We start from the raw sequence: 24,427 nt of genomic DNA on the forward strand, positions 1-24,427 counted from the left end.
GGCGAGGGGCGAGGTCGGGGCGTCCGGCCGGGGCCGTCCGGAATCCTGGGGGATGCTCACTTGTCGATCTCCTCGAGCGCCTTGGTCTGCCGGAAGCTGATCGCCGAGATGGTCGCCACGATCAGGAAGATCACGATGGACAGGGCGGAGGCCAGGCCGTAGTCGCGCCCCACCCCGCTGAACGCCGTCTTGTAGACGACCGTGATCAGCAGGTCTGTGGCGCCGATGTTCGAGCCCGCGTCGGGGAACCGCGGTCCGCCGCCGGTCAGCATGTAGATGATGTTGAAGTTGTTGAAGTTGAACGCGAACGAGGAGATCAGCAGCGGCGCCACCGAGACCAGCAGCAGGGGCAGCTTGATGGAGCGGAAGATGCGCCACGGGCCGGCGCCGTCCATGCGGGCGGCCTCGTCCACGTCCTCGGGCAGGGACTGCAGGGCGCCCGTGGTCACCAGGAACATGTAGGGGAAGCCCAGCCACAGGTTCACCACGAGCACCGACAGCCGGGCCAGCCACGGGTCGGTGAGCCACGGGATGTCCGCGCCGCCGAAGAACACGGTGTTGACGAAGCCGAACTCCGGGTTGAGCAGGCCGGCCCACACGAGGCCGGACAGGAACGCCGGGAACGCGTACGGCAGGATCATCATCACCCGGTAGACCTTCTTGCCGCGCATGTCCGAACGGTTGAAGGCGATCGCCAGCAGCAGCCCGACGGCGAACGTCGTGGCCACGCTCAGGAACGCGAAGGCGAAGGTCCACACGGTGACCCGCAGGAGCGGGTCGCGCAGCTCGGGGTCGGTGAACGCGCGCGTGAAGTTGTCCAGGCCGACGAACACCCGCCAGCCGGTCTGCAGCGTGCTGCCGTCGTCCGCCTGGAACTGGCCCTCGCCGTTGTCCCGGTACTCCACGCCGCTCTCGAGGTCCGTGAAGGTGTCCCGGGCCTCGTCGTACTCCAGACGCGGCGCGTACACGTACCCGCGGGAGCCGTCGCGCGTCTCCAGGGTGCCGTCCGCGGCGTCGTCGCTCAGCGGGACCTTCAGGCGGGCGACCTGGTCCTGACGCTGCAGCAGGTCGCCGAACCGCAGGGTGGTGTACCCCTCCACCCCCACCGGCTCCCCGTCCTGCATCTGGGCCTCGACCGGCTCCAGCGCCTGGTCCGCGCCGCCGAGGACGGGCTCCCCGTCCCGCAGGGTCAGCAGGTAGAGGTCGCCGCCCTCCTCCAGCACCGTGATGTCGTACACCGGGGAGTCCGGCACGCGGATGGAGGAGGAGCGCTGGATGATCTCGATCGCCGCGGCCTTGTCCGAGTTGTGCCCGGCGCCGTAGTTCGTGAAGGCGACGTAGGAGGAGTAGACCACCACGAACACCTGGAACAGCATCAGGAAGAACAGGCCGGGGGCGAGGTACTTGGCCGGCAGGCCGCCGCGGCGCAGGTAGATCCAGTTGATGCCGATCGTGACCGCCAGGGTCAGCGCGAACACCACCCAGTCCCCCGCGGCCGCGAGCTGGAACAGCAGGAACGCCGCGAAGGCGTCCACGAGGCCCAGCAGGACGATCTTGGCCAGCGTGCCGCCGAGGCCCTCGGTACCCCGGGCGTCCGCACGACGACGGCGGCCCGGGCCGGTGCGGCGCGCGGCGTCGTCGAGGGCGGCGGTGGCGGCGTCGGACCGGTCCGACGCGGTGGAAGACGGGCTCATGGTTCCTCATCCGGCCCGAGGGCCTGCCGTGGAAGGGGGGGATGCGCGCCCCGAGGGCGCAGGGCCACGGTCCGCCTCCGGCGTCCCCGCGGGGACGCCGGAGGTGGACCGCGCCGGATCACTGGCCGATGCGGCCCTCGATGTCGGAGATCATCTTCTGCCAGGTCTGGACCGGGTCGCCCTCGCCCTTGATGATGCTCATCTCGGCGCCGCCCCAGAACTCGAACACCGCGCCCATCTCGGGGGCCGCCGGCATGGGGACGCCGTTCTCGCCGATCTCGCCGAACGCCTTCACGGTCTCGTCCGAGGCCGCCTTGTCGAAGGAGGCGGTCAGCGCCGGGGGACGCTTGCCCTCGGCGAAGAGCGCGTCCTGGGCCGCCTCGGTGGAGAGGTAGTTGACCACGAACTCATTCGCGGCCAGCTGGTTCTCGGACTCTGAGGAGACGAAGAAGGCGTTGACGCCCACGAACGGCTGCGCCGGCTGGTCGCCCATGGACGGGATGGCCTCGACCTCGAAGTCGACGCCGGCCGCCTCGGCCTCCTCGATGTTCCACGGGCCGGTGATGAAGTAGGCCGCGTTGCCGGAGTTGAACTGCTCCTTGGCGATGTCCGCGGTCATGTTCGGGTTCAGCACCCCGGACTCGCCGTACTCGGCCAGCTTCTCGGCGAAGGCCTCACCCTCGGGCCCGCCCATGGCCAGCGAGCCGGTGTCGTACGAGCCGTCCTCGGCCTGCTTGAACACGGGGGCGCCCATGGAGGTCTGGAACGGGTACAAGTGGTACGGGTCGCCGTTGACGGCGTCCAGGCCCACCACGAACGGGTACTCGGCCTCGCCGGCGTCGACGGCCTTCCGGCCCTCCGCGATCATCTCGTCGAAGGAGGCCGGGGTGGACTCGGCCAGCTCGGTGTTGCGCAGGATGGCGATGTTCTCCACGGAGTACGGCACGCCCCAGGTCTGACCCTCATAGGTGACGGCCTGCACGGAGGACTCCACGAAGTCGCCGGCTCTCTCGCCCAGCTCAAGGGGCTCGATGGTGCCGTTCTGCACGAGCGAGCCGATCCAGTCGTGGGCGCCGACGATCACGTCCGGGCCCTCGCCCGTGGGGTTCTGGGTGATGAAGTCGTCCTTCATCGTGGAGTTGTCCTTGACCACGAGCTCCACCGTGATCCCGGTGTCCTCCTTGAAGTCCTCCGCCACGGCCTGCAGCGGCTCCTGGCGGTTCTGGTCCACCCACATGGTGATGGTGCTGGCGCCGGCCTCGGAGAGGTCCTGGCTCGGGGACGCGGTGGCCGTGCCCTGCTCGGTGGCGCCGGCCGGGGAGGAGGACGCCGGGGCGGAGGAGCCGCCGCCGCACGCGGTGAGCGCGAGGGCGGAGAACGCCGCGGTGAGGGTCAGGCTGAGCGGGCGGCGGAAGAGGCCGCCGGTCGTCGTCGACTGCATGATGTGCCTTTCACGAGGGGTGGCCCGCGGCATGCGCCGGCCGTTGCGTCGCCGACGTGGGCCCCGCGGTGAGACGGCGCCTGCCCCCGGCGGCTGAAGGAGTCAGTCCCCAGGAGTGTAAACGCTTCCACTGTGATATGCCACACAGAGGTGCGCTCCCGCATGAACACGGGCATGCGGGAGTGGGGGCGGAGGTCAAGACCGGCTGAAACCGGAATGGAAGCGCTTCCACCACCGCGCCTGCCGTGCCGTACTCTGGTGCCACGCATCGACCCCCGGCCCGCCGCCGTCGTGCACCCGCCCCGCCGCAGAACCCCATGAACCGGGAGGAGGACCGCCGATGGTCGGCATCAAGGACGTCGCCCGCATGGCCGGGGTCTCCACCGCCACCGCCTCCCGCGCCCTCACCGGCTCCGGCCCCGTGGCGGCCGCCACGCGCACCCGAGTCCAGGAGGCCGTCGCCACGCTCGGCTACGTGGCGGACTCCGCCGCTTCTTCGCTCGCCTCGGGCCGCACCCGCAACATCGGGCTGGTGACCCCCTCCGTCCACCGGTGGTTCTTCGCCGCCGTGCTCGAGGGCGCCGCGGACGAGCTCGTGCGGCACGGGTACGACCTGACGCTCTACGACGTCGGCCAGGACCCGGAGCGTCGGTCCACGGTCATCTCAGACCTGCTGCCCCGACGGCGGCTGGACGCCCTGATCACCCTCTCGTTCCGGCTGAGCATGTTCGAGCTCGCCGGACTCGAACGCCTCGGCCTGCCCGTGATCGCCGTCGGCGGCCGCCTGCCGGCGGGTGAGACCCTGCCGGACTGGTTCACCGCCGTCCAGGTGGACCACGCCCGCGCCGCACGGATGGCCACCGAGCACCTGCTGGAGCTCGGACACCGGGACATCGCCTACGTGGGCCGCGTAGACGAGGACATCGAGTTCCAGGTCAGCACCGAGCGCACCCGCGGGTTCCTGCACGCCCTCGCCGCCACCGGGGTGCGCACGCCGGCCGACTGGATGGTGCCCGCGGACTTCACCATCGGCGGCACCTACCACCAGGCGCGCGCCCTCCTCGCCGACCCGCGGCGCCGGCCGACGGCGGTCATGTGCATCTCGGACGAGATGGCCATGGGCACGTGGATGGCAGCCCACTCCCTGGGGCTGCGCGTGCCCGAGGACGTGTCCGTGATGGGCCTGGACGGCCACCCCGAGGCCGCCCGCCTGGGCATCAGCACCGTGGACCAGAACCCGCTCGAGCAGGGCCGCCGCGCCGTCCGCCTGGCGCTCGGCGCCCTCGACGGCGCCGCCCACCCCCACCGGATCATGCACCACCTGGCCCTGCGGCCGAGGGCGAGCACCGCGCCGCCGTAGACCGTCAGCCCCGACCCCCCACCCACCCCTCTCCTTCACCTTGGATCGTCGGGCACGTACCTGCCCGTGAAAGGAACCCCACCATGGCCTCCGTGACCTTCCGCTCCGCCAGCCGCCAGTACCCCGGCTCCCCCCGCCCCGCCGTCGACTCCCTCGACCTGGAGATCGCCGACGGCGAGTTCCTCGTGCTCGTGGGCCCCTCCGGCTGCGGCAAGTCCACCTCCCTGCGCATGCTCGCCGGCCTCGAGGAGCTCTCCCACGGCAGCATCCTGATCGGCGACCGGGACGTCACCGATGTGGACCCCAAGGACCGGGACATCGCGATGGTGTTCCAGAACTACGCCCTGTACCCGCACATGACCGTGGCGGACAACATGGGCTTCGCCCTGAAGATCGCCGGCGTCCCCGCGGACGAGCGGCGCCGCCGCGTCGAGGACGCCGCGAAGCTGCTGGACCTGACCGAGTACCTGGACCGCAAGCCGAAGGCCCTCTCCGGGGGCCAGCGTCAGCGCGTGGCCATGGGCCGGGCGATCGTGCGCGACCCGCAGGTGTTCCTCATGGACGAGCCGCTCTCCAACCTGGACGCGAAGCTGCGCGTGCAGACCCGCGCCCAGATCGCCAACCTGACCCGCCGTCTGGGCACCACCACCGTGTACGTGACCCATGACCAGACCGAGGCCATGACCATGGGCGACCGGGTGGCGGTCCTCAAGGAGGGCCGCCTACAGCAGGTGGACACGCCGCGCAACCTCTACGAGCGCCCGATGAACGTGTTCGTCGCCGGGTTCATCGGCTCCCCCGCCATGAACATCTTCCGCATGCCCGCCACGCACGAGGGCGTGCACTGGGGCGAGACGGTCATCCCCGTGCCGCGGGAGGATCTGGCCGACGCCGGCACGGCGGTGGACCTCGGCGTGCGCCCCGAGAACCTGGTGGTCAGCGACGACGCCGCCGGCCTGCCCGTGGAGGTGGACACCGTGGAGGAGCTCGGCGCGGACGCATACGTGTACGGTCACGCGACGATCGGCGGCGAGGAGCGGCTCATCACCCTGCGGACGGTGGGCTACACAGCGCCGGAGAAGGGGTCCGTGGTGCACGTGGTCCCGGACCCGGAGCGCGTGCACCTGTTCCACGCCGAGACCGGCGAGCGACTCAACCGCTGACGGCGGCGCGGGGGGCGCGACGGCGGCGGGCGTCGCCTGCCCTCAGCCCTGGCGCTCGGCGAGGTCCGCGAGCCGGTCGATCGACGCGCGCAGCTGCTCTTCGCCGGTCCGCAGCGCCTTCTGGATGCGCTTCGGGTCGGTGAGGGCGGTCCAGTCATAGGTGTGGGTGACGCGGCAGCCGCCCTCGTCGTCGCCCTCGACCTCCCACCGCCACAGCTGGCCGAACGGCTCCCCGCCGACCTCGGAGGGCTTCCAGGCGATGCGGCGGCCCTCCTCGAACTCGACCACGTGGTTCGCGCGGTCCACGCCCTTCTGCAGGGTCATGACGAACACGTCCCCGACGGCGGTCACCCGCTGCCCGGGGGCGGCCTCGGCCAGGTTGTCGTTGCCGTCCCACTCGGGCTGGCGGGAGGGGTCCGCGATCAGCTCGAAGACGACGCCGGCCGGCGCGTCGACGTGACGGGTCGCGGACACGACGCGGTCCTCGGGGGCGGGCAGGGCGGTCTCGTCGAAGTGCTCCATGGGGAGAGCGTAGACCCCGATGCGCACCCGCCGAGAGCGCCGGCGGGGCTCGCGCCGGGAGCGGCCCCCGACCTCAGATCAGGCCCAGCGCGGTGAGCTTGGCCGCGGTCTCCTCGTTGGTCGGCTCCACCTGGTGGTCGCCGTCGGGGAACACGACCACGGGGATGTTCTTCCGGCCGGAGATCCGCTCGGCGGCATCGGCCTGGGCCGGGTCGGCGACGAGGTCCACATAGTCGTAGGCGACGCCGAGCTCATCGAGCTGGCGCTTGGTGCGCAGGCAGTCTCGGCACCAGTCGGCGCCGTAGACGGTGAGGACGTTCTGACTCATCCGTCCAGCGTACTGAGGGGTGGGATGCTGGGGGCATGCCCGCCCAGCCCTCCCCCTCCGGCCGCACCGTCCACCTGTCCACGTCGGGCGTGGACGCCCGCATCGCCCCCGACGAGTTCGGCGGGTTCGTCCTGGAGATCGGCGGGGCCGTCCAGTCCCACGTGGACCTGGCCGACCCCGCTCGCATCCGCTACGAGTACCTGCGCCGCATGGCCCACGTGCTCGACGGCGTCGCCCCGGCGGGTGCGCCGGTGCGGGTCCTGCACCTCGGCGCGGGCGCGCTGACCCTGCCGCGCTACCTCCAGGCGACCCGGCCCGGCTCGGAGCAGACGGTGGTCGACCTGGACCGGGAGCTCGTGTCCTTCGTGCTCGCCGAGCTGCCCCTGCCGGCGGGCACGGACCTCGTCTCCGTGGTCGCGGACGCGCGCCTGGCCGCCGTCGACCTCGCGATGGACGGGGAGCGGTTCGACGCCGTCGTGCTGGACATCGGCACCGGCGAGGAGGGCGCCGAGCACCTGCGCGGCGCCGTGTTCTACGGGGAGCTGCTCGAGCTGCTGACGGCGGGCGGGGTGCTGCTGGTGAACATCGGCGACGACGCCGGCCTGCGCTTCCTGGGCGCCGAGCTAGGCGCCCTCGAGAAGGCGGCCGCCGAGGCCGGGGTGCCCGGCCCGTGGACGCTCGCGGACCAGGGGATGCTGGAGCGACTGGACTGGGGCAACGTCGTCCTGGCCGCGGGGGCGCCGCTGGGAGAGGCCGGCTGCACGGAGCGCCTCGCCGCGGCGGGGCCGCATCCGGCGGCCGTGCTGGACCCGGCGGAATCGGCCGCGCTGGCCGCCCGCATCCGTCGCGCCTGAGGGCGGGCGCGGTGCTCAGAGCCGGGGGTCCTCCGCACCGGGGCCCGTCTGCGGCCGGGGCCACGGGTGGCCCCGGCGCGCCTCCGCCCCCTCGTTGAAACGACGCAGGAGCCTGCTGAACTCGACGACGTCCTCGGCGGGCCAGGAGGAGACGATCTGCGCCACGTTGTCCGCGCGGGAGCTCAGCTCCGCGGCGAGGCGGGCGCGTCCCTCCTCCGTGGGACGGTGCAGCCGGGCGGAGCCGCCGTCGGGGTCCGCCACCCGCTCGACGAGGCCGGCCTTCATGGCGGCGGCCACCTGCCGGTGGACGGTGGAGACGTCGAGGTCGAAGGCCTCGGCCAGCTCGGCGATGCTCATGGCCCCGCCCGCCTCCAGGCGGGCGAGCAGCACGGTGGCGCTGCGCTCCAGCGCGCTCGACCGGCCGTAGGGGGCCACCCCCTGCGTGGCCACCCGCAGCAGGAGCATGTGCTCGTACATGATCCCTTCGACCGGGTCGACCCACGCCCCCTCAGATGATTGCATCATGCAAACGATGCTACCTTTTGCATCATGCAAATCGCCGAGCAGGAACGCATCGCCTCCCCCACCTTCGTCCTCGCCTGGGTGGTCTCCTTCCTCCAGTTCCTCGCGTTCTACGCCCTCGTCACCACCATGGCCGTGTACGCGGTCCGGCAGTTCGCCGCCTCGGACGCCGGGGCGGGGCTGGCCTCGAGCGCCTTCGTCATCGGCGCCACCGTCAGCCGCGTGGTCACCGGCCACGTGGTGGACCGCTTCGGCAAGCGCCGCGTCCTGGTGGTGGCCCTGGTCGCCGTCGCGCTGTCCTGCACGCTCTACCTCGTCGCCTCCTCGCTGCCGGCCCTGGTGGCGGTGCGCATGCTCCACGGCGCCAGCTACGCCTTCGCCAGCACCGCCGTCATGGCCCTGGCCCAGGCGGCCATCCCCGACGGGCGACGCGCGGAGGCCACCGGCCACCTCGCGCTGGGCACCACCCTGGCCACCGCGATCGGCCCCGCCCTGGGGCTCTTCCTCGCCGGCTCCATCGGCTACGTGTGGCTGTTCCGGGCGACTCTGGGGATCACGGTGGTCAGCCTCGTGCTGGGCCTGCTGGTGCGCGAGGCGCCCGCCGCGGCGGGCGTCGACGGCGAGCGCGCCGCCGGCGAGGTCCCCCTGGAGCACCCCGCCCCCGCGGTGGGCTTCCGCCTGCGCTCCGTGCTGCACCCGGCGGTGCTGCCGATCAGCGGCTTCATGCTGCTGGTGGGCCTGAGCTACGCCGGGATCCTCACCTACCTGAACGCCTACTCGGTGGAGCGTGGGCTCACGGCCGGCGCCGGCCTCTTCTTCCTGGCCTACGCCGCGGCGATGCTCGTCATGCGCCTCACCCTGGGCACCCTGCAGGACCGCCGGGGGGACGACGCCGTCGTCTACCCCGCCCTCCTCTGCTTCACGGCCGCGCTCCTGGTGCTGGCCTTCGCCACGCGCGACTGGCAGGTGGTGCTGGCCGGGGCACTGAGCGGCCTCGGCTACGGCACGCTCATGCCCGCGGCCCAGGCGATCGCCGTGAACGCGGTGCCCTCCCACCAGCTCGGCGCCGGCATCTCCACCCTCATGCTGTTCGCGGACGTAGGGCTGGGCCTGGGCCCCGTGATCCTCGGCGGGCTCGTGGCCTCCGCCGGCTACGGCGCCATGTACGCGGCCCTGGCGGGTGTGCTGGTGATCACCGCCGGGTACTACTTCGTGATGCACGGACGCCGGCATGGGCGGCGAGGGACCGTGGCCCGCGCCTGAGTCCCGCGCGGTGACGGCGGCTTGACGCCGCGGGCGACGCTACCGGCGCCGCGCAGGCCAGGACGCGAGCGCGACGGCGGCGAGGGCGCCCAGGGTGCCCAGCACCGTCGTCGTGGTGACCGTGGATCCGTCGGTGGGGGCCACCAGGTCCACCACGAGGGAGCCCAGGAGGTTGCCCGAGACCAGGCCGAGGGTGGCGGCGAAGACGCCCAGGCGCGGGACGACCATGGCGCCCACCCCGATGAACACGCACCCCAGCGGGCCGCCGAGGTAGAGCCGCCAGTCGTGCGGCAGCGCGGGCATGCCGTGGCCGGAGGCCAGGACGATCCCGCCCCACACGACCCCGAGGAAGAGGACGCCGGCGGTGAAGTTGACCAGGGTCGCCGGGATGGCGGTGCCGTAGGCCGTGGTCTGACGGGCGTTGAACACCTGCTGCCCGGCGGTGGCCAGGCCGGCCAGCAGGGGCAGCAGGGCCAGCAGCGCCCAGCCGGGCCCGCCGCCGGCCTCGCCGAGCTTGGGCCACACCACGAGGGCGACCGCGGCCAGGGCGAGCACCGCCCCCGTGAGGCGCCGCGGCGTCAGGCGCTGCACCCCGGCGGGGCTGAGCCCGAGCCGGTCCACGACCATCCCGCCGACCACCTGCCCGGTGACCACGGCGACCGTGAACACGGCCACGCCGAGGGGACCGATCGTCGCGGACTGGGTGAGCACGAGGAGCCCGCCGATCACGCCCGCCACCGCGTACCACGGGCGCACGGACCCCGCGGCCAGGGCCGGGCGGATGCGGGCCAGGCCCCGGCGGCCCCGCGGCGTCAGCACGCTCACGAGCACCATGACGACCAGGCCCACCGCGAAGGAGCACAGGGCGGCGAGGACGGGGTCGCCCGTCAGGTGGGCGAGGCGGGAGTTGATGCGGCCCTGCAGCGGCATCACGGAGCCGGCGGCCACCGCGAGCGTGAACAGCAGGGCGGTCGCCCGCGGGGAAGGGGCGTCCGGGCGGGCGGCGACGTCGGCCGGGCGGGGGCGGGCGGGTCCGCGCTCGGCGGACGGGGCAGAGGGTTCGGGTGGCATCCCCCCGTTGTACACCTCTAGGCGGCCAGGCGCGCCTCGAGCCCGCCGCGCACCGTGGGCCACTCCTCGCGCACCACGCTGAAGTAGTCGACGTCGGCGATCGTGCCGTCCGCCGCCGGGCGGAAGCGGCGCAGAGTGCCCTCGAACGTCGCCCCCAGGCGGGCGATGGCGGCGTGTGAACGGGCGTTGCGGTGGTCGCAGCGCAGGGCCACCCGCTCCAGCGCCCATTTCTCGAACGCGTGCCCGAACAGCAGCAGCTTGCAGCCGGGGTTCACGGAGGTGCCCCACACCCGACGGGCGTAGACCGTGTGCCCCACCTCCACCCGCAGCCCCGGTACCAGGTCATAGAGGCTCGTGCGCCCCACCAGCTCCCCGCCCTGCTCGACGGCGAACGCGAAGGTGCCCTCCCGCTCGATCAGCTCGGCGAGGTGTGCGGACATGGCCGCGCCGTCCACCGGCAGGGGCGCGCTGTTCCCCGCCCACATGGCCGCGTCGACGAGCTCACGCAGGGCGGGGCCGTCCTCGGGGGCGAGGGGGCGCAGGGTGAGGTCCCCGCGGGTGAGGACGATCTCGTGCTTCATGCACCCATCCTGTCAGCGGACTCGGGGTGATCTCCCGGCGCGACGAGACCGAGCGCCACGGACGAGGGCGTCGCCTCCGGCGCCCGGCCGGCTCAGAGCGTGGCGGAACGGCGGGCGGAGGCCCTCATGGCCGCGACCCGCTGCGCCACGGGGGCCGCCAGGGCGCCCGGCTGCAGGGCCGGGGCGAGATCGGCGGCCACCTCTCGGGCGACCCCCTCGAGGGCGGAGGCGTCCTGGGCGACCCAGGCGCGCAGCGTCAGGTGCTCCCGCATCCACGCCGTGAGCGTCTCCTCGGACTCCGGAGTCAGGGCGAAACCCTCCCCCGCCGCACCCGGGCTGGTGCGCTCCACATCCAGGGCGAGCACGTCCCTGAGCAGCGCGGCCAGGCCCTGGCGCAGCGGTGAGACACCGGTACGACCGGACTGGAAGGCGGCGCGCACCTCGCGGCACTGCAGGCTCTCGTCGGCCACGTCGACGGCGAGGACGTCACCGGCGGCGGGGGTGAGGCCCAGGGCGGCACGGGCTGACTCCTCGGCCACCACGGCCACGATGCCGGGCACTGCGGGGGCGGCGGTGAGGAACTCGGCGTACCGCATGCCCGGCGTGGCGGCGAGCACGGCAGTGGCCTCGGCGGTCAGGGACGGGGTGTCGACGGTGGTGACGGTCATGGATCCAGGGTGAATCGCGATTCACTGAGATGGGGAGCCGCGTCCACATTATGAGATTTGTAGCCACATGGTGAGACTCACGCCTGCCCCGACGTGCAGTACGCTGGCCCCATGCAGATGCACGCGCAGCAGTGGTGGACCGCCTGAGGGCGGCCCCGGTCATGCGCATCTGACACGACGAGCCGCTCGCCTGCCGGGCGGCTCCGTCATGAGCGGCTCCGGCGGGCCCCATCCCAGGAGGACCCCCGATGACCCACCGCAACCCCGAGGACAACGCCCTGAGAGGCGCCCCCGAGCCCCGCACCCTCGCCGAGGCCTGCGACCTCGTCACCACCCCGGACCTGGACGTCTCCGCGGACGGCATGTTCGGCCAGTATGGCGGCGCCCACCTGCCCCCGCAGCTGGCCGGCCCCATGGCCGAGGTCGCCCGCGCGTACGCCGAGGCGCGCCAGGACCCCGAGTTCTACGCCGAATACCGACGCCTGCTGCGCGACGCCGTCGGGCGCCCCTCCCCCCTGACCCCGCTGGACCGCCTCTCCGACGAGCTCGGCGGCGCACGGATCGTGCTCAAGCGCGAGGACCTGAACCACACGGGCGCCCACAAGATCAACCACACGATCGGCGAGGCGCTGCTCGCCAAGCGCATGGGCAAGCGCAGCCTGATCGCGGAGACCGGCGCCGGCCAGCACGGCGTGGCCCTGGCGACGGCGGCCGCGATGGTCGGCCTCGACTGCGAGATCCACATGGGTGCGATCGACGTGGCCAAGCAGCACCCCAACGTGGTGCGCATGCGCCTGCTCGGCACGAAGGTGGTCTCGGTGGAGCGCGAGGGCCGCTCCCTGAAGGAGGCCGTGGACTCGGCGTTCGAGGTGTACGCGGCGGACCCGGAGAAGTACCTGTTCGCGATCGGCTCCGTGGTGGGCCCGCACCCGTTCCCCACGATGATCCGCGACTTCCAGTCCGTGGTCGGCCGCGAGGCCCGCGCCCAATTCCAGGAGCGGTTCGGGGCGCTGCCGAGCGCCGTCGTCGCCGCGGTGGGCGGCGGCTCCAACGCGATGGGCGCGTTCACCGCGTTCCTCGACGACGCCGACGTCGCGCTCGTGGGCGTCGAGCCCGGCGGCCGCTCCGCGACCAAGGGCGAGCACGCGATGACCATGACCCAGGGCCGCGACGGCGTCCTCCACGGCATGGCCACCCTTGTCCTCGCCGACGACGACGGCACCCCGGACCCCGTGCACTCGATCGCCTCGGGTCTGGACTACCCGGGCGTCGGCCCGCAGCACGCCCACTTCGCGCGCCTGGGCCGTGTCCGGTACGTGGCCGAGGACGACGCGGCCGTGCTCGACGCGTTCCAGCGACTCACGAGGCTCGAGGGCGTCATCCCCGCGCTCGAGTCCGCGCACGCCGTGGCGCACGCGATCCGCCTCGCCCCGCAGATGGGCCGGGACGAGCGGATCCTGGTCAACCTCTCCGGCCGCGGGGACAAGGACGTGGACTACGTGGCCGAGAAGCTCGGGCTCACGGGCGAGGCGGACGAGGTCGTGCGGTGAGCTGGGGCGGCGGCGTCATGGCTAGCCTGGCGCCATGACGCCGCCGCCCGCGAGGTGCCAACGAGACGCTGGTGCATGTCTCGGCGACAGCCAGCCTCACGCGGCATGCGCCGTCGCGTGGTCTAGACATGGTGACCCTCTAGTCGACGGGTCAGCCCGGACTGCACGACGGGTACGGGTGGAAGCTCACACGTCCGCAGTGCCAAGCCACCGACGCTGCCCCTCCCGGTCCCGGACGTACTCGGGCCACAGGACATTGATGGGCGGTTCGAAGCTGGCCGGCAGTAGCGGTGCGCAACCTCGCCCTGCCTTGCGGCGGGCGAACTCCTCGGCGGCGTCACTCAACAGAGAAGGGTCGGTCAGCAGATCGATGAAGGTCCCGCTGATGGTCTTGCCCGCCACGTCGATGGTCGGATCGATGGTGGCCGGGATGCCGCCCAGGGCGTTCATCACCCAAGCCGGGTAGGGAGCTTCCCCCTGGGCCTGCTTCAGGGCCGGACGCGAGATGTAGAAGCGCACGGTCGGGGCATAGTGGGTCATCTCCACGTAGTCGTCGCTGGTCCAGTTCAACTGCCAGGGTGCCAGGTGCTCGCGCAGGCCCCGTTCGGCGTCCTGCGGGGTGATGAGCGATTGGCATTCCTCCAGGAAGGGCCGGTCCATCGGCGCCAGGCCCAGTTCGCGCTGGATGGACTGCGCAACGGCAACCGCATCCGGACCGTACTGGGGGGCACCGACTTCTTCGAGATTGGCGTACAGGGCCTGGGCGAGCGCGTGATTGGTCAGCCCGGGCCGAGACCGGGCCACCCACGTCTCGTCGACCCGGCAGTGTGCCATCGCGGCGGCATGCTCGGCGTTGCGGTCGAGCACCTGCAGGATGTGCTCGGCCATGTCGATGTCCGGTGTGCGCCATGAGTATTGGATGCGGGCCACACGGGCGGGCAGGTTGTCGGCGGTGGCCTGGCCTGAGGCCAGGATGGCGTCCGAGAGACTCCAGCCGCCGAAGCTGGGCAGCATGGCGTCCTGCATGATCCGGGAGGCCGAATACATCTGCATCAGGGCAACGTTGGCCCCGGGGGCACGGGCGGCCGAGTGCGAGGCGGGGATGGGGGACTCCGGGCTACCACTCGTCTGCCAGGTCTCGGGCTCCTCGCAGACGAACTCGTATACCTTCGAGTAATACGCACCGCACTGGGTGTCCCAGCGGGCCGTGTTGCACAGAGGCAGCATGTAGAAGGGATGGAAGCTGACGATCGCGTCCACGTTTTCGTAGTAGCCGCGCAGCCCGTGAACGACCTTGGACCCGTGCATCTTCTCGGCCGGTTCACCTGTGTACCGCAGCGTGCCGGGGATGTCGTGCTGGCGCATGGCGTGCTGGGTGGCCAAGAGCCCGGCGAGGGTAGAGATCCCAAGCACCGAATGCGGGTCCGTGTGCCCAGGCGCATGTGTGTCCAGCCCCTCCCGGGCGGCGGCCCGGGTGTCGGGTGCTTGGCAGTTCCCCGGGACCGCGTCGTACTCGGCATAGGTCAACAGCGTGGGCCCCTCGCCGTGGGTCCATTCCGCGCAGAACGCGGTGGGCATACCCGCCGAGCCGGACTCCACGGTGAACCCGTAAGAGGTCAACAGGTCCACATACCAGGCGGCGGATTCGAACTCACGCCAAGCTGGCTCGGCCAGGTTCCAGATGTGCTGATGCCAGGTGGAGAGCTCGGTGAAGTGATCGTCGATCCACTGCCGGGCGGTCTGCTTGGCCTGGAATGTGAGGATGCTCATCGGGTGGCCTCCTCAGAGAACAGGGCCAGCGGCACGTGCACGAGCTGAACGCCGCCAGCGGAGACCGCCGCGGCCACGGCTGGTTCGAGTTCCCCGGGACTCGCGATACGACGACCCGTGGCCCCGAATGCCTGAGCTAGCGCGGCCCAATCGGGCTGGGTGAGGCGGACCCCGATCGGGGCGATGCCGACGGAAGCCTCGTTCTCCTCGATCTCCTTATATCCGCCGTTGTCTACCACGACGACAACGAGGTCAAGCCGCTGTTCGACAGCGGTGACGAGCTCCTGAATGGAGAACATGAGCGCGCCGTCTCCGACGACGCAAACGACCGGGCGGGAATCGTCGGCGATGCCCGCCCCTATCGAGGCCGGCAGCCCATACCCCAGCGTGGCGTAGGTTGCCATGTACAGGTAGGAGTTCCGCCGAGCCAGCGGAATATGGTTCGCCGTGCCGTAGTAGCAGATCTGTGATGAGTCCGCCCCGAGGATGACATCATCCGGCAGTGCCGCAGCGATGGCTTCGGAGACTGCGACCACGGCCGGACTCCAGTCCCTGGACTCGGCCTCAATGGCCGTGCGCACCTCGGCGGCGCGCCGGGCGCCACTAACTCTCCGCTCCTTTCGATCAAGCGGCGTCAACGCCTCTATGAGTTGGTCGACAACAGCCTCGGCGTCTGCGGCAATGCCCACTTGGGCTGGAAGATTCTTGTGCAGCTGGGACTGCAGGCGGTCGATGCGCACCGCCACGCCCGAGGGCGACAGGGGCCCCCACCACAGTTCCGCCTCGCCGACCTTGGACCCGACCACGATCAGCACGTCCGCGGCATTCACCACGGCCTGGGCTGTCTTCAACCTGAGCGCGGCGCCCAGGGACAACGGGTGCGTCTCAGGGATGGCAGCGCGCCCGTTGAGCGTGGTCACCACGGGGGCGTCGGCCAGTTCCGCAAGCGTGACCAATCGGTGTCCGGCGCCCAGGGACCCGCCGCCGTAGACGATCACAGGGCTGGTGGCCGAGCTGAGCAGGCGCGCCGCCTCCTGGACCTGGTCCTCAGGTGCGCGCCGGGCAGCGGGCAATGGACGCGCCCCCAAGTCGAGCTGGCCGAGGTCAATGGGGGCCTCGAGGACATCGAGGGGGATCTCGATGACCACCGGACGGGGCCGACCAGTGCGGAACAGCTCGAAGGCCTCGTGCACGGCCCGCACCGCCTCCGGAGCGCTGGACACCCGGCGGGACCACTCGGCGACGGCCTCAGCTGCGGCTTGAGAGTCCTTGGTCTCATGCAGGGCACCCATGTCCGCGAACTCTTCCCCGAGCGAGGGTCCGGGGGTGAGCACGATCATCGGTCGGGACTCAGCATATGCGGTGGCCACAGAAGACAACGCGTTCAGCAAACCCGGCCCTGAGGTCGTGATCACCACACCGGGAAGGCCGGTCTGCAGTGACCAGCCGTCAGCTCCGTACCCACTGCCTTGCTCATGACGGTTCGTCACCGCGCGAATGCCCAGCCGGGGCAGGGCCCGGTACAGCTCCAGATTGTGCGTTCCGGGGATGCCGAAGACAGTGTCGATTCCGTAGTTGCGCAGGGTGGTCAGTACGGCGAGGGCCACATTGTTCTGGCACGTGGTCTCTGTCATGGCACTGTCGGTCGTGGCGGAGTTAATCATGATGTTCCTTGGTTCCTTGGGCGCTCTACTTGCTCAGGCGTTGTCCGCGATGTAGACGGAAACCCCGCCCACCCACGTCGACAACACCGGGATGTCCTGGATGGTCGCGGCGTCCACGGCCAGTGGGTCAGCGCCGAGCACCACGAAGTCAGCGCGCTTGCCCGGGGTGAGGCTGCCCAGATCACTTTCCCGCCCCAGGACGCGCGCACCGGCGAGGGTGTGGGCCTGCAGGGCGCGCTCGGCGCTGATTCGTAACGTGTCCGGACCGAGCCGGTCGCCACGGGCAGTAGTTCGGGTGACCGCAGTTTGGACGGCCTGCAGTGGCAACGGATCGGCAACGGGGGCGTCTGAGCTGAGCGTGACCGGGACACCGGCGTCGACGAATTCCCCGAGCGGGTTGAACCTCTCCCCTGGGGTGCCAATCGCGTCGGTGACACCGGATCCCCAGTTGTAATAGTGCTGAGGTTGGTTCACCGGCAGGATGCCGGCGGCGGCCATCCGGGTGATTTGCTCGGGGGTGGGCAGTCCACAGTGTTCGATGCGGTGCCGACAGTCCTCGCGCGGGTGATCCCTCTGAACCTGCTCGATCGTGCTGATCACCATCTCGATCGCATCGGGCGACTGTGCATGAGTGGCGGTTTGCAGCCCGGCGCGATGGGCTCTGCCGACGAGCTCGGCGTACTCGGCCGGCTCGTGGTAGAGCATGCCGGTGCGGCAAGGGTCGCCCACGTACCCGTCCGGGAAGTAGGCGGTCCACCCACCCAGGGTGCCGTCTGCGTAGAACTTGAACCCCGCGAAGGAGAGCATGCTGTTGCCGAAGGCCCCGCGCATGCCGATCTCGAGTCCCTCCTCCAGGAGGGAGGACAGCAGGTACATGGCGTAGCGGATTTTCAGTTCCCCCCGCTCGGCCAGGTGCAGGTACATGTCGAACTCACGACGTGTGACCTGAGCGTCGCCGACAGTGGTCACGCCTCCGGCAGCGAAGGACTGCTGGGCCAGCGCCAGTTGTTGGATGTGGTCTTCGAGACTGTCGCCCAGGTGCAGGTTAGGACCGTGGTTGCCGACCTTGACGCCCTCCACTCCGGTGAGGATGTTGCAGGCGGCATCGGAGAGCTCGCCGGTCAGCTCCCCGGCCTCGTCGCGGAAGAACTCCCCGCCCGGGGGATTGGGGGTGTCCCGGGTGATGCCGTACTTGTTCAGGGTGAAGGTGTTGACCACGCCGCCATGGCCGGAGGCGTTCATCAGATACACCTCACGGTCCGTGGCAACCTGGTCCAGTTCATGCCGAGTGGGGTGGCGCCGCTCGACGAGGTTGCGGTGTTCATAGCCGTAGCCGCGGATCGGCCCGTTGCCGGCGGCCTGATCAGCGCGCCGGCGCAGCTGCTGGACGATCTCCGGTATCGATGCCGCTTGGGCGGGCCCGCAGTCTACCCAGGTCTTCATCTGCCCGTGCATCAAAGGATGAGCATGGGGATCGATGAAACCCGGAATCAGCGTGCTCGCGCCGAAATCCAGGACTCGGGGGGCGGGCAGCCCCTTGCCCTCATTGACCTCGCGGCAGTGCTGTTCAGTACCCACTGCCACGATGCGATCGCCGGCCAGCAACAACGCGGTCGGCCGCGTGTCGGCGAACGCAGGGTCGACAGCGTGGATAGTAGAGGCGGTGACCAGGGTGGGGCGGTAGTCGGTGGGGGGAGCGTCCAAGGTGTTGATCTTGCGCAAGCCGTGTCCTTTCGTGTCTCAGCGCGCGACGGTCGCAGCGGCCGGGGTCTCGTGGTCGACGTCGAAGACGTTGTCGCGGATCTGGGGGGCGAGCACCAGGCACACCATGCTCAGCGTGGCCATGCCCATGTACAGCAGGATCACCGACCAGATGGTCCCAGTCGCTGCGAACAGGGCCGTGGCCACGACGGGTGACAGACCAGCCCAAATCGCGTTGCCCAAGCCGTAGGAGACGGAAAGCGCACTCTGCCGCGATTCGGCGTCAAACATCTGGGACATGATCGACGCCAGGGGAGCCCAAGTGCCGTTCATCGCGATCCGGAAGGCCGTGAACAGTACGAACATCAGCAGCGGATTCTCCGGGGACATGCTGAGGAACATCGGCATCACCAGCACGGAGGTCAGCACCAGTGCAGCGACCATCGTCTTCTTGCGGCCAATACGGTCGGCCATGACTCCGATGAACAACGTCGAGACGAGCTCGCCCAGGGCTGCCACGGACAGGATGTTGAGCATCAAGTGCTCGGAGATGCCGATGCCGAAGGCTGGCTCGGTGCCGTACGAGGTGGCGAAGGTGGTGACGATGTAGTACCCGCCGGTGGACACCGGGATCAAGCCCATGCCCAGCAGCATTGCCTTCCAATTGCGCCGGATGGCCAGCTTCAGCGGCAGTTCACGATGGGCGGCCGGATCGACAGCGGCCTCCTCCTGGAAGACCGGTGTTTCCTCCACGCGGTAACGGACCCAGAACCCGATGCCGATCAGCACCACCGAGAGCAAGAACGGGATCCGCCAACCACCGTTCAGCAGGAACTCATTGCCATTGACGGTCAGCGCCGAGAAGATCAGCGAGGCCAGCAGGGCCCCCATCGGGTTGCCGAGCTGGGGAAAGGCCCCATAGAAGCCCTTGAACTTCTCCGGGGCGCTCTCCGTGGACATCAGCACGGCCCCGCCCCATTCCCCACCGACCGCCAGGCCCTGCATGGCGCGCAGGATGATCAGCAACACCGGGGCGAGGGCGCCCGCCGTTTCATACGTCGGCAGCAGCCCAACCAGGGTGGTGGCCACCCCCATCAGCACGAGGGTCAGCACCAGCGAGACCCGGCGACCATGACGGTCACCGATGTGGCCAAAGAGGACGGCTCCCAGGGGGCGGAAGAAGAATCCGACGGCATAAGTAGCGAAGGAGTAGAGCACCCCGAGGATGGGATCGGCGTCCGGGAAGAACAAGGGACCGAAGACAATGGCAGCGGCCGTGGCGTAGACATAAAAGTCGTAGAACTCAATGGTCGTCCCCATGAACGAGGCCATCCCGGCGCGTACCGCCTTCTTGTGGGTGAACTGCTGCCTGGGGTTCGGTGAGGTGCTCATGCGTAGACCGCCTGACTTCTGAGCCGCACGGGCGCCCACCGCCTGGGGTAGGCACTTGCGTTGGGGATGTGAGGTGACCGACAGCGTATAGTGAGATTCATCACTTGGCGAACCAGATCTACTGCAGACTCGAACCGATTCCACTGTTCTGTTGGCCCTTGAATGCACTGCGACGACGGTTCAGTGGGAGATGTGGGGGTTTAGCATCAGCTCTGATCGAAGCCCGTACCGATTGTTCTGAGGATGTCATGGACCCGTTCGACAAGCTCGACGAGCAGCTCATCAGTGCCCTCCGGGAGGATCCACGCGCCAGCGCGGTCAAGCTGGCAGACCGACTGCTCATGCCACGCTCCGTGGTGGCGCAACGACTGCGGCGGTTGCTGGCCTCCCAGGTGGTGCGGGTAGTCGCGACGGTGCATCCGGCATTCATGGGGTTGGACTTCATCGGCCACCTTTCGGTGTCCACCAGCGGGCCCGTGCAGGACATCGCTGCCATGGTTGCGGCCTGGGAGGAGTGCGTTCTGGTCTCGGTCACGGCCGGCGAGTTCGACTTCATCGCCGAAGTACGAGTACACGACCAGGTAGAGATGCAGCACCTACTGACGCGGTTACGTGGTAACCCCCAGGTCATCCGCGTTAACACCGCGATTTATACCGACATTGTCAAGGGCAACATCGAGCACCGCTCCTTCGAGACCATGGATATCGATGACATCGACCGTCAACTCCTGGCCCATCTGGAACAAAACGGGCGGTTGAGTTGGAAAGAGCTCTCTGAGCGAGTGGATAGATCACCCTCGGTGGTGCGTAACCGGGCCCATCGCATACTGGAGGCTGGCATCGCTCAAATCTTCGTGGTTCAACAGCGTGGATACAGCGGAGGAATCGTCACCGCCGGTGTCGGGCTGAGTTTGCGAGGGGACACCCTGGACACATTGCACCGCATTGCTGAGTCCACGGACGTGGAGTTCGCCGCGGCCACCGTGGGCCGCTTCGACGCCCTCGTCACCGTGCGCGGGTCCACGCCGCGGGACATCGACCGAGCCCTGGACTCGATCAGGGAACTCAGGGGCGTTGCGGAACTCCACTCCTGGTTTCACCTGCGCTCCGTCAAGGAGGACTACGCACGGCGGACCTATTTCACCTCCGGCGTCAATGCGGAATCTCACCCTCCGCTGCCGAGCGGGAAACCAGCCGCGGCGAATCACCCAACCCGTTGAAAGGATCACGCATGAAGGCATCACCCATTGCCGTGTACACCGATTACGACGAACTCGATATCACCCCCGGACGTCAACTGCTGGAAAGCCATGGCTGGACCGTGCGCGTGCTGGGGACCAGAGACAGCCGAGAGATACTCGAGGGCGCTCAGGACGCCGACGCCCTGATGGTCGGTTACGCACGCATCGACGCAGATCTCATCCGCGCGCTGCCCAGGCTCAAGATCATCGCCTTGCTGTCGATGGGCGTAGACAACGTCGATGTCGACGCCGCCACTGACTCGCGAGTCTGGGTGGCCAACGTCCCCGGTGTCGCCACTCGAGAGGTAGCGGCCCACGCCTTGGCCCTGGCGTTGAACCTCTGTCGGCAGGTTTCCTCCTTCGGATCGGGCGTGCGCCAGGGTCAGTGGAGCCTGCTGTCCTCGGCCCTTCCCAAGGGCCTGCACGAAACCCGTGTGGGTGTACTGGGTTACGGCAAGATTGGCAGGGCGTTCGGTGCACTGGCTGCCGCAGTGTTCGACAAAGTTCTGGCCTACGATCCCTTAGTCACAGAGCTGACGGACAAGGAGAGAGCGGCCGGCATTGAACTTGCTGGTGTGGAAGAGGTTCTCGCCCAAGCAGACGTGCTCTCGTTGCACATGCCACTGACCCAAGACACCCGCCACTTCCTCGACGAAGCCATGCTGGATCTGCTCCCGGACCAGGCCGTCGTGGTCAATGTCTCCAGGGGGGAATTGATTGATGAAGACGCCCTGCTGCGCAGTCTGAGATCAGGTCGCGTGCGCGGTGCCGCCCTCGACGTGCTCTCGGAGGAGCCTGCCGGACCGGACCACCCGTTGGTGCGTCACCCCCGGGTCGTCGTCACTCCACACATCGGCTTTCTCTCCGATCGCACGTTCGTCGAGTACCCCATGATCCAGGCCCGCAATGTGCTGGCCTGGAGCAAGACCGGCCGCCCCGAAACACCCGTCAGGGAACTCTCCCCCCTCACCTGAGAACCTCATGGATATTGCGTCTCCGCAGGCGGGGACGGGCGATACCGGATCCTGAGCCGCTCTGGGCGTGGTGAAGGCACTCGTCATGTGATTTAAACCAGGGCCTGGTTGTCGTGCTGGGTAGCGCAGCACCTCGCTTCGAACTCGGGACGAGCGGATCCTCGTCAACCTCTCCGGCCGCGGGGACAAGGACGTGGACTACGTGGCCGAGAAGCTCGGTCTCACGGGCGAGGCGGACGAGGTCGTGCGCTGAGCTGAGGCGGCGGCCCGGCGTCGTCCCCGGTCAGCGCGTAGCCTGGCTGCCGTGATGACCCTGATGTGGGGCGCAGTCGCCGCGTCCTCCCTGCTCGTGGGCGCCGTCCTGGCGACCCTGCGCCGCTGGCACATGGGCACGATCGGACTCGTGCTCGCCTTCGGCGCCGGCGCCCTGATCGCGTCCGTGTCCTTCGAGCTCGCGGAGGCGGGCGTGCAGGCGGCCGGACCTGCCGCCGTCGGCATCGGGCTGACGCTCGGCGCGGCCGCCTACTTCCTCGGAGATCGTGCAGTGGAGCGCTCCGCCGCGAGGTCCGGCGGCTCGTCCTCGGGCGCGGCGCTGACCGTGGGCGCGCTGCTGGACGGCATCCCGGAACAGATCGTGCTGGGCATCGGGCTGGCCGCGGGCGAGGGCGTGTCCCTCGCGCTGCTCGTGGCGATCTTCATGTCCAACCTGCCCGAGTCCATCGCCGCCACGGCCGACTCCCTCGACGGCGGCAAGACGCGGCGCCACCTGCTGATCCAGTGGTCGCTCGTGGCGGTGGTCTGCGCTCTGGCGACGTGGGGCGGCGGGCTGATCGCCGACGTCGCCTCCCCCGCCCTGACCGGCGGCATCCAGGGCTTCGCGGCCGGCGCCCTGCTGGTCATGCTGATCGACACGATGATCCCCGAGGCCCGCGAGAAGGGCGGGGAGAGGGCCGGGCTCCTCACCGTGGTCGGCTTCGCGCTCGGCGCGTTCCTGTCCCTGGTGGTGTGAGGGGGCGAGACGGGGCCGACTGCTTCCCGCGGGCTAGACGGCCGCGTTGATATAGACCGCGCTCGTCGCCGAAATTTTGCTGCAGCTGGCTGCGCGCCGGTCGCGCATGCGGGTAGGGGAGATGCCGGATGAACTTCAACGCGGGACAGCACGTGACGCCATGCGCCGGGCATTGGCCCAGGGCATGGCCTTTCCCCGACTCGCCTTCAGCCTTGGCTGCGAGCCAACAGATTCGCTACTGATGCTCACTCCATGGAGCCACGCCCAAGACCTCGGGTCAAGTCCCTGGAAGTGGTGTAACCGTCTTCGAGGTTGTAGGGGGCTTGTACCTGTCAGGTCTGCAGGGTCGGCATCACCTCCGTGCTCATCACGGTCTCTTGCTCCGTGGTCAGGGGCTCACGGCACCGGGCGAGCAGTTCCAGGCCGAGATACCGGCGGCCTTCGGCCCATTCATCTGTCTGCTCGGCCAGCACGGCCCCGACCAGGCGCACCACGGCATCCCGGTTCGGGAAGATCCCTACCGCGTCCGTGCGTCGCCGGATCTCCCGGTTCAGCCGCTCGGCGGGGTTGTTCGACCAGATCTGGCACCACACGTCCCTCGGGAACGAGGTGAACGCGAGGATGTCCTGTCGAGCGGCGTCTAAGTGGGCGGCCACCGCGGGCAACCTGTCCTGCACGTAGTCCAACAGGCGCTCGAACTGGGCGTGCACGGCCGGCCCGTCGGGCTGGTCATACACGCTGTGCAGCATGGCCTTCACCGCCGGCCACATGCTCTTCGGGGTCACGGCCATCAGATTCGCCGCGTAATGGGTGCGGCAGCGTTGCCACACGGCCCCGGGCAGGTTCGCCGCCACTGCTTCCACGAGGCCGCGATGGGAGTCCGAGGTCACCAGTGCCACCCCGGCCAGCCCCCGGGCCACCAGGTCCGCGAAGAACTCGTTCCACCCCGCCCCGGACTCCGTGGTGGCCACCCTCAGCCCGAGGACCTCGCGGCGCCCGTCCGCGTTGACCCCGGTGGCGACCATGGCCACCGCGTTGACCACACGCCCGCCCTCACGCACCTTCATGGTCAGGGCGTCGGCGGCGAGGAACACGAACGGGCCGGCCTCGCCCAGCGGCCGGTGACGGAAAGCCTCGATGTGCTCGTCCAACTCCTGTGCCATCCGGCTGACCTGGGACTTCGAGAGCGAGTCGATGCCGAGCTGACGTACGAGCTTGTCCATGCGCCGGGTCGAGACCCCGGCCAGGTAGCAGTCCGCGACCACGGTGATCAGTGCGGACTCGGCCCGTTTGCGGCGCTCGAGGAGCCATTCGGGGAAGTACGTGCCGGCCCGGAGTTTGGGGATGGCCACATCGATCGTGCCGGCGCGGGTGTCCAGGGGTCGGTGCCGGTAGCCGTTGCGCTGTGCGGTACGGCTCTGGGAGGCCTGGCCGTACTCGGCGCCGCAGACCGCGTCCGCGTCGGCGGAGAGCAGTGCGTTGATCACGGTCTGCAGCAGGTGGCGCAACAGGTCTGGGGAGGCCTCCCCGAGAGCTTCGCGCAGCAGGCGTTCAGGGTCGACAATGTGTGGAGCGGTCATCGTGGTGATGTCCTTTCGAGAGTGCTGTGGAAGGTTCGCTCGAAGGCTCCCACGGTGACCGCGTCCGTGAAGGGGACGG

Annotated in this window: 21 protein-coding genes; 8 read left to right on the forward strand and 13 right to left on the reverse strand. The window is 69.8% G+C overall.

The genetic code is table 11. The annotated features are described in order from the left end of the window. Positions 1-56 precede the first annotated feature (56 nt). Together AC0VX0_RS11245 and AC0VX0_RS11250 are read right to left on the reverse strand one after the other, a co-directional pair. Positions 57-1,694, reverse strand: a complete 1,638-nt coding sequence (locus tag AC0VX0_RS11245; RefSeq protein ID WP_020624872.1) for an ABC transporter permease subunit — start codon at positions 1,692-1,694, stop codon at positions 57-59. A 118-nt stretch (positions 1,695-1,812) separates the two neighbouring features. Continuing rightward, positions 1,813-3,135, reverse strand: coding sequence for a sugar ABC transporter substrate-binding protein (locus AC0VX0_RS11250; RefSeq protein ID WP_044659341.1), 1,323 nt, complete (start codon positions 3,133-3,135; stop codon positions 1,813-1,815). Between the two features lie 340 nt (positions 3,136-3,475). Here AC0VX0_RS11250 and AC0VX0_RS11255 point away from each other — a divergent pair, with 340 nt between their 5' ends. Then, entirely contained in the window at positions 3,476-4,495 is a 1,020-nt protein-coding gene (locus AC0VX0_RS11255) for a LacI family DNA-binding transcriptional regulator (protein ID WP_020624544.1), read from the forward strand. Positions 4,496-4,578: 83 nt separating this feature from the next. Further along, a complete protein-coding gene (locus AC0VX0_RS11260) occupies positions 4,579-5,658 on the forward strand; it encodes an ABC transporter ATP-binding protein (protein ID WP_020624545.1) in 1,080 nt (359 codons plus the stop codon). Positions 5,659-5,700: 42 nt separating this feature from the next. Here AC0VX0_RS11260 and AC0VX0_RS11265 read toward each other — a convergent pair whose 3' ends face one another. Both AC0VX0_RS11265 and AC0VX0_RS11270 read right to left on the reverse strand, forming a co-directional pair. Continuing rightward, on the reverse strand, positions 5,701-6,180 hold the full coding sequence (locus AC0VX0_RS11265; protein WP_060973835.1) for an SRPBCC family protein: 480 nt from the start codon (positions 6,178-6,180) through the stop codon (positions 5,701-5,703). Positions 6,181-6,253: 73 nt separating this feature from the next. Next, on the reverse strand, positions 6,254-6,508 hold the full coding sequence (locus tag AC0VX0_RS11270; protein WP_020624868.1) for a glutaredoxin family protein: 255 nt from the start codon (positions 6,506-6,508) through the stop codon (positions 6,254-6,256). Positions 6,509-6,543: 35 nt separating this feature from the next. Between AC0VX0_RS11270 and AC0VX0_RS11275 the strand changes: the two genes are divergently transcribed. Further along, positions 6,544-7,362 carry a spermidine synthase gene (locus AC0VX0_RS11275; protein WP_041104135.1) on the forward strand — a complete coding sequence of 273 codons (819 nt, stop codon included), beginning with the start codon at positions 6,544-6,546 and terminating at the stop codon, positions 7,360-7,362. A gap of 15 nt (positions 7,363-7,377) precedes the next feature. Here AC0VX0_RS11275 and AC0VX0_RS11280 read toward each other — a convergent pair whose 3' ends face one another. Beyond that, the gene (locus tag AC0VX0_RS11280; RefSeq protein WP_041104137.1) at positions 7,378-7,887 is read right to left on the reverse strand and encodes a MarR family winged helix-turn-helix transcriptional regulator; all 510 of its coding nucleotides are present in this window, start codon (positions 7,885-7,887) and stop codon (positions 7,378-7,380) included. Between the two features lie 24 nt (positions 7,888-7,911). Here AC0VX0_RS11280 and AC0VX0_RS11285 point away from each other — a divergent pair, with 24 nt between their 5' ends. After that, on the forward strand, positions 7,912-9,147 hold the full coding sequence (locus AC0VX0_RS11285) for an MFS transporter (protein ID WP_377635912.1): 1,236 nt from the start codon (positions 7,912-7,914) through the stop codon (positions 9,145-9,147). 39 nt (positions 9,148-9,186) lie between these two features. Here the strand turns inward: AC0VX0_RS11285 and AC0VX0_RS11290 are convergent, their stop codons facing one another. From AC0VX0_RS11290 to AC0VX0_RS11300, 3 genes are all read right to left on the reverse strand, one after another. Beyond that, positions 9,187-10,218 (reverse strand): DMT family transporter, encoded by a 1,032-nt coding sequence (locus AC0VX0_RS11290; RefSeq protein WP_336647041.1) that lies wholly within the window; start codon positions 10,216-10,218, stop codon positions 9,187-9,189. 17 nt (positions 10,219-10,235) lie between these two features. Continuing rightward, a complete protein-coding gene (locus AC0VX0_RS11295; protein WP_002855483.1) occupies positions 10,236-10,799 on the reverse strand; it encodes a GNAT family N-acetyltransferase in 564 nt (187 codons plus the stop codon). A gap of 92 nt (positions 10,800-10,891) precedes the next feature. After that, complete coding sequence (locus tag AC0VX0_RS11300) at positions 10,892-11,467, reverse strand: hypothetical protein (protein WP_336647040.1); 576 nt, start codon at positions 11,465-11,467, stop codon at positions 10,892-10,894. Positions 11,468-11,715: 248 nt separating this feature from the next. On the opposite strand from AC0VX0_RS11300, the gene trpB reads away from it, so the two are divergent. Then, on the forward strand, positions 11,716-13,017 hold the full coding sequence (trpB, locus tag AC0VX0_RS11305) for a tryptophan synthase subunit beta (RefSeq protein WP_210411800.1): 1,302 nt from the start codon (positions 11,716-11,718) through the stop codon (positions 13,015-13,017). A gap of 186 nt (positions 13,018-13,203) precedes the next feature. Here the strand turns inward: trpB and AC0VX0_RS11310 are convergent, their stop codons facing one another. From AC0VX0_RS11310 to AC0VX0_RS11325, 4 genes are read right to left on the reverse strand one after another with little or no spacing between them, the layout of a single operon-like run. After that, positions 13,204-14,787: a zinc-binding metallopeptidase family protein gene (locus AC0VX0_RS11310; protein ID WP_144819765.1), complete on the reverse strand. Its 1,584-nt coding sequence runs from the start codon at positions 14,785-14,787 to the stop codon at positions 13,204-13,206. Further along, a complete protein-coding gene (locus tag AC0VX0_RS11315; RefSeq protein WP_377635910.1) occupies positions 14,784-16,451 on the reverse strand; it encodes a thiamine pyrophosphate-binding protein in 1,668 nt (555 codons plus the stop codon). The genes AC0VX0_RS11310 and AC0VX0_RS11315 overlap by 4 nt, the downstream gene beginning before the upstream one ends. A gap of 33 nt (positions 16,452-16,484) precedes the next feature. After that, on the reverse strand, positions 16,485-18,173 hold the full coding sequence (locus AC0VX0_RS11320) for an amidohydrolase (protein WP_101967780.1): 1,689 nt from the start codon (positions 18,171-18,173) through the stop codon (positions 16,485-16,487). 18 nt (positions 18,174-18,191) lie between these two features. Beyond that, positions 18,192-19,544 (reverse strand): MFS transporter, encoded by a 1,353-nt coding sequence (locus tag AC0VX0_RS11325; protein WP_144819767.1) that lies wholly within the window; start codon positions 19,542-19,544, stop codon positions 18,192-18,194. 248 nt (positions 19,545-19,792) lie between these two features. On the opposite strand from AC0VX0_RS11325, the gene AC0VX0_RS11330 reads away from it, so the two are divergent. The 3 genes from AC0VX0_RS11330 (at position 19,793) to AC0VX0_RS11340 (ending at position 22,768) form a co-directional block, all read left to right on the forward strand. After that, positions 19,793-20,764, forward strand: a complete 972-nt coding sequence (locus tag AC0VX0_RS11330; protein ID WP_144819768.1) for an Lrp/AsnC family transcriptional regulator — start codon at positions 19,793-19,795, stop codon at positions 20,762-20,764. A gap of 11 nt (positions 20,765-20,775) precedes the next feature. Beyond that, complete coding sequence (locus tag AC0VX0_RS11335; protein ID WP_144819769.1) at positions 20,776-21,759, forward strand: C-terminal binding protein; 984 nt, start codon at positions 20,776-20,778, stop codon at positions 21,757-21,759. Positions 21,760-22,066: 307 nt separating this feature from the next. Next, a complete protein-coding gene (locus AC0VX0_RS11340) occupies positions 22,067-22,768 on the forward strand; it encodes a ZIP family metal transporter (RefSeq protein WP_036334456.1) in 702 nt (233 codons plus the stop codon). 332 nt (positions 22,769-23,100) lie between these two features. Here the strand turns inward: AC0VX0_RS11340 and AC0VX0_RS11345 are convergent, their stop codons facing one another. Beyond that, positions 23,101-24,348 carry an IS256 family transposase gene (locus tag AC0VX0_RS11345; RefSeq protein ID WP_020397262.1) on the reverse strand — a complete coding sequence of 416 codons (1,248 nt, stop codon included), beginning with the start codon at positions 24,346-24,348 and terminating at the stop codon, positions 23,101-23,103. Positions 24,349-24,427: the final 79 nt, after the last annotated feature.

This window comes from Micrococcus sp. iso_26, assembly GCF_056172975.1.

Coding starts and splice junctions, on each gene's coding strand:
- AC0VX0_RS11245 (WP_020624872.1), bottom strand. CDS start 1,694: ATGAGCCCGTCTTCCACCGCGTCGGACCGGTCCGACGCCGCCACCGCC.
- AC0VX0_RS11250 (WP_044659341.1), bottom strand. CDS start 3,135: ATGCAGTCGACGACGACCGGCGGCCTCTTCCGCCGCCCGCTCAGCCTG.
- AC0VX0_RS11255 (WP_020624544.1), top strand. CDS start 3,476: ATGGTCGGCATCAAGGACGTCGCCCGCATGGCCGGGGTCTCCACCGCC.
- AC0VX0_RS11260 (WP_020624545.1), top strand. CDS start 4,579: ATGGCCTCCGTGACCTTCCGCTCCGCCAGCCGCCAGTACCCCGGCTCC.
- AC0VX0_RS11265 (WP_060973835.1), bottom strand. CDS start 6,180: ATGGAGCACTTCGACGAGACCGCCCTGCCCGCCCCCGAGGACCGCGTC.
- AC0VX0_RS11270 (WP_020624868.1), bottom strand. CDS start 6,508: ATGAGTCAGAACGTCCTCACCGTCTACGGCGCCGACTGGTGCCGAGAC.
- AC0VX0_RS11275 (WP_041104135.1), top strand. CDS start 6,544: ATGCCCGCCCAGCCCTCCCCCTCCGGCCGCACCGTCCACCTGTCCACG.
- AC0VX0_RS11280 (WP_041104137.1), bottom strand. CDS start 7,887: ATGATGCAATCATCTGAGGGGGCGTGGGTCGACCCGGTCGAAGGGATC.
- AC0VX0_RS11285 (WP_377635912.1), top strand. CDS start 7,912: ATGCAAATCGCCGAGCAGGAACGCATCGCCTCCCCCACCTTCGTCCTC.
- AC0VX0_RS11290 (WP_336647041.1), bottom strand. CDS start 10,218: ATGCCACCCGAACCCTCTGCCCCGTCCGCCGAGCGCGGACCCGCCCGC.
- AC0VX0_RS11295 (WP_002855483.1), bottom strand. CDS start 10,799: ATGAAGCACGAGATCGTCCTCACCCGCGGGGACCTCACCCTGCGCCCC.
- AC0VX0_RS11300 (WP_336647040.1), bottom strand. CDS start 11,467: ATGACCGTCACCACCGTCGACACCCCGTCCCTGACCGCCGAGGCCACT.
- trpB (WP_210411800.1), top strand. CDS start 11,716: ATGACCCACCGCAACCCCGAGGACAACGCCCTGAGAGGCGCCCCCGAG.
- AC0VX0_RS11310 (WP_144819765.1), bottom strand. CDS start 14,787: ATGAGCATCCTCACATTCCAGGCCAAGCAGACCGCCCGGCAGTGGATC.
- AC0VX0_RS11315 (WP_377635910.1), bottom strand. CDS start 16,451: ATGATTAACTCCGCCACGACCGACAGTGCCATGACAGAGACCACGTGC.
- AC0VX0_RS11325 (WP_144819767.1), bottom strand. CDS start 19,544: ATGAGCACCTCACCGAACCCCAGGCAGCAGTTCACCCACAAGAAGGCG.
- AC0VX0_RS11330 (WP_144819768.1), top strand. CDS start 19,793: ATGGACCCGTTCGACAAGCTCGACGAGCAGCTCATCAGTGCCCTCCGG.
- AC0VX0_RS11335 (WP_144819769.1), top strand. CDS start 20,776: ATGAAGGCATCACCCATTGCCGTGTACACCGATTACGACGAACTCGAT.
- AC0VX0_RS11340 (WP_036334456.1), top strand. CDS start 22,067: ATGACCCTGATGTGGGGCGCAGTCGCCGCGTCCTCCCTGCTCGTGGGC.
- AC0VX0_RS11345 (WP_020397262.1), bottom strand. CDS start 24,348: ATGACCGCTCCACACATTGTCGACCCTGAACGCCTGCTGCGCGAAGCT.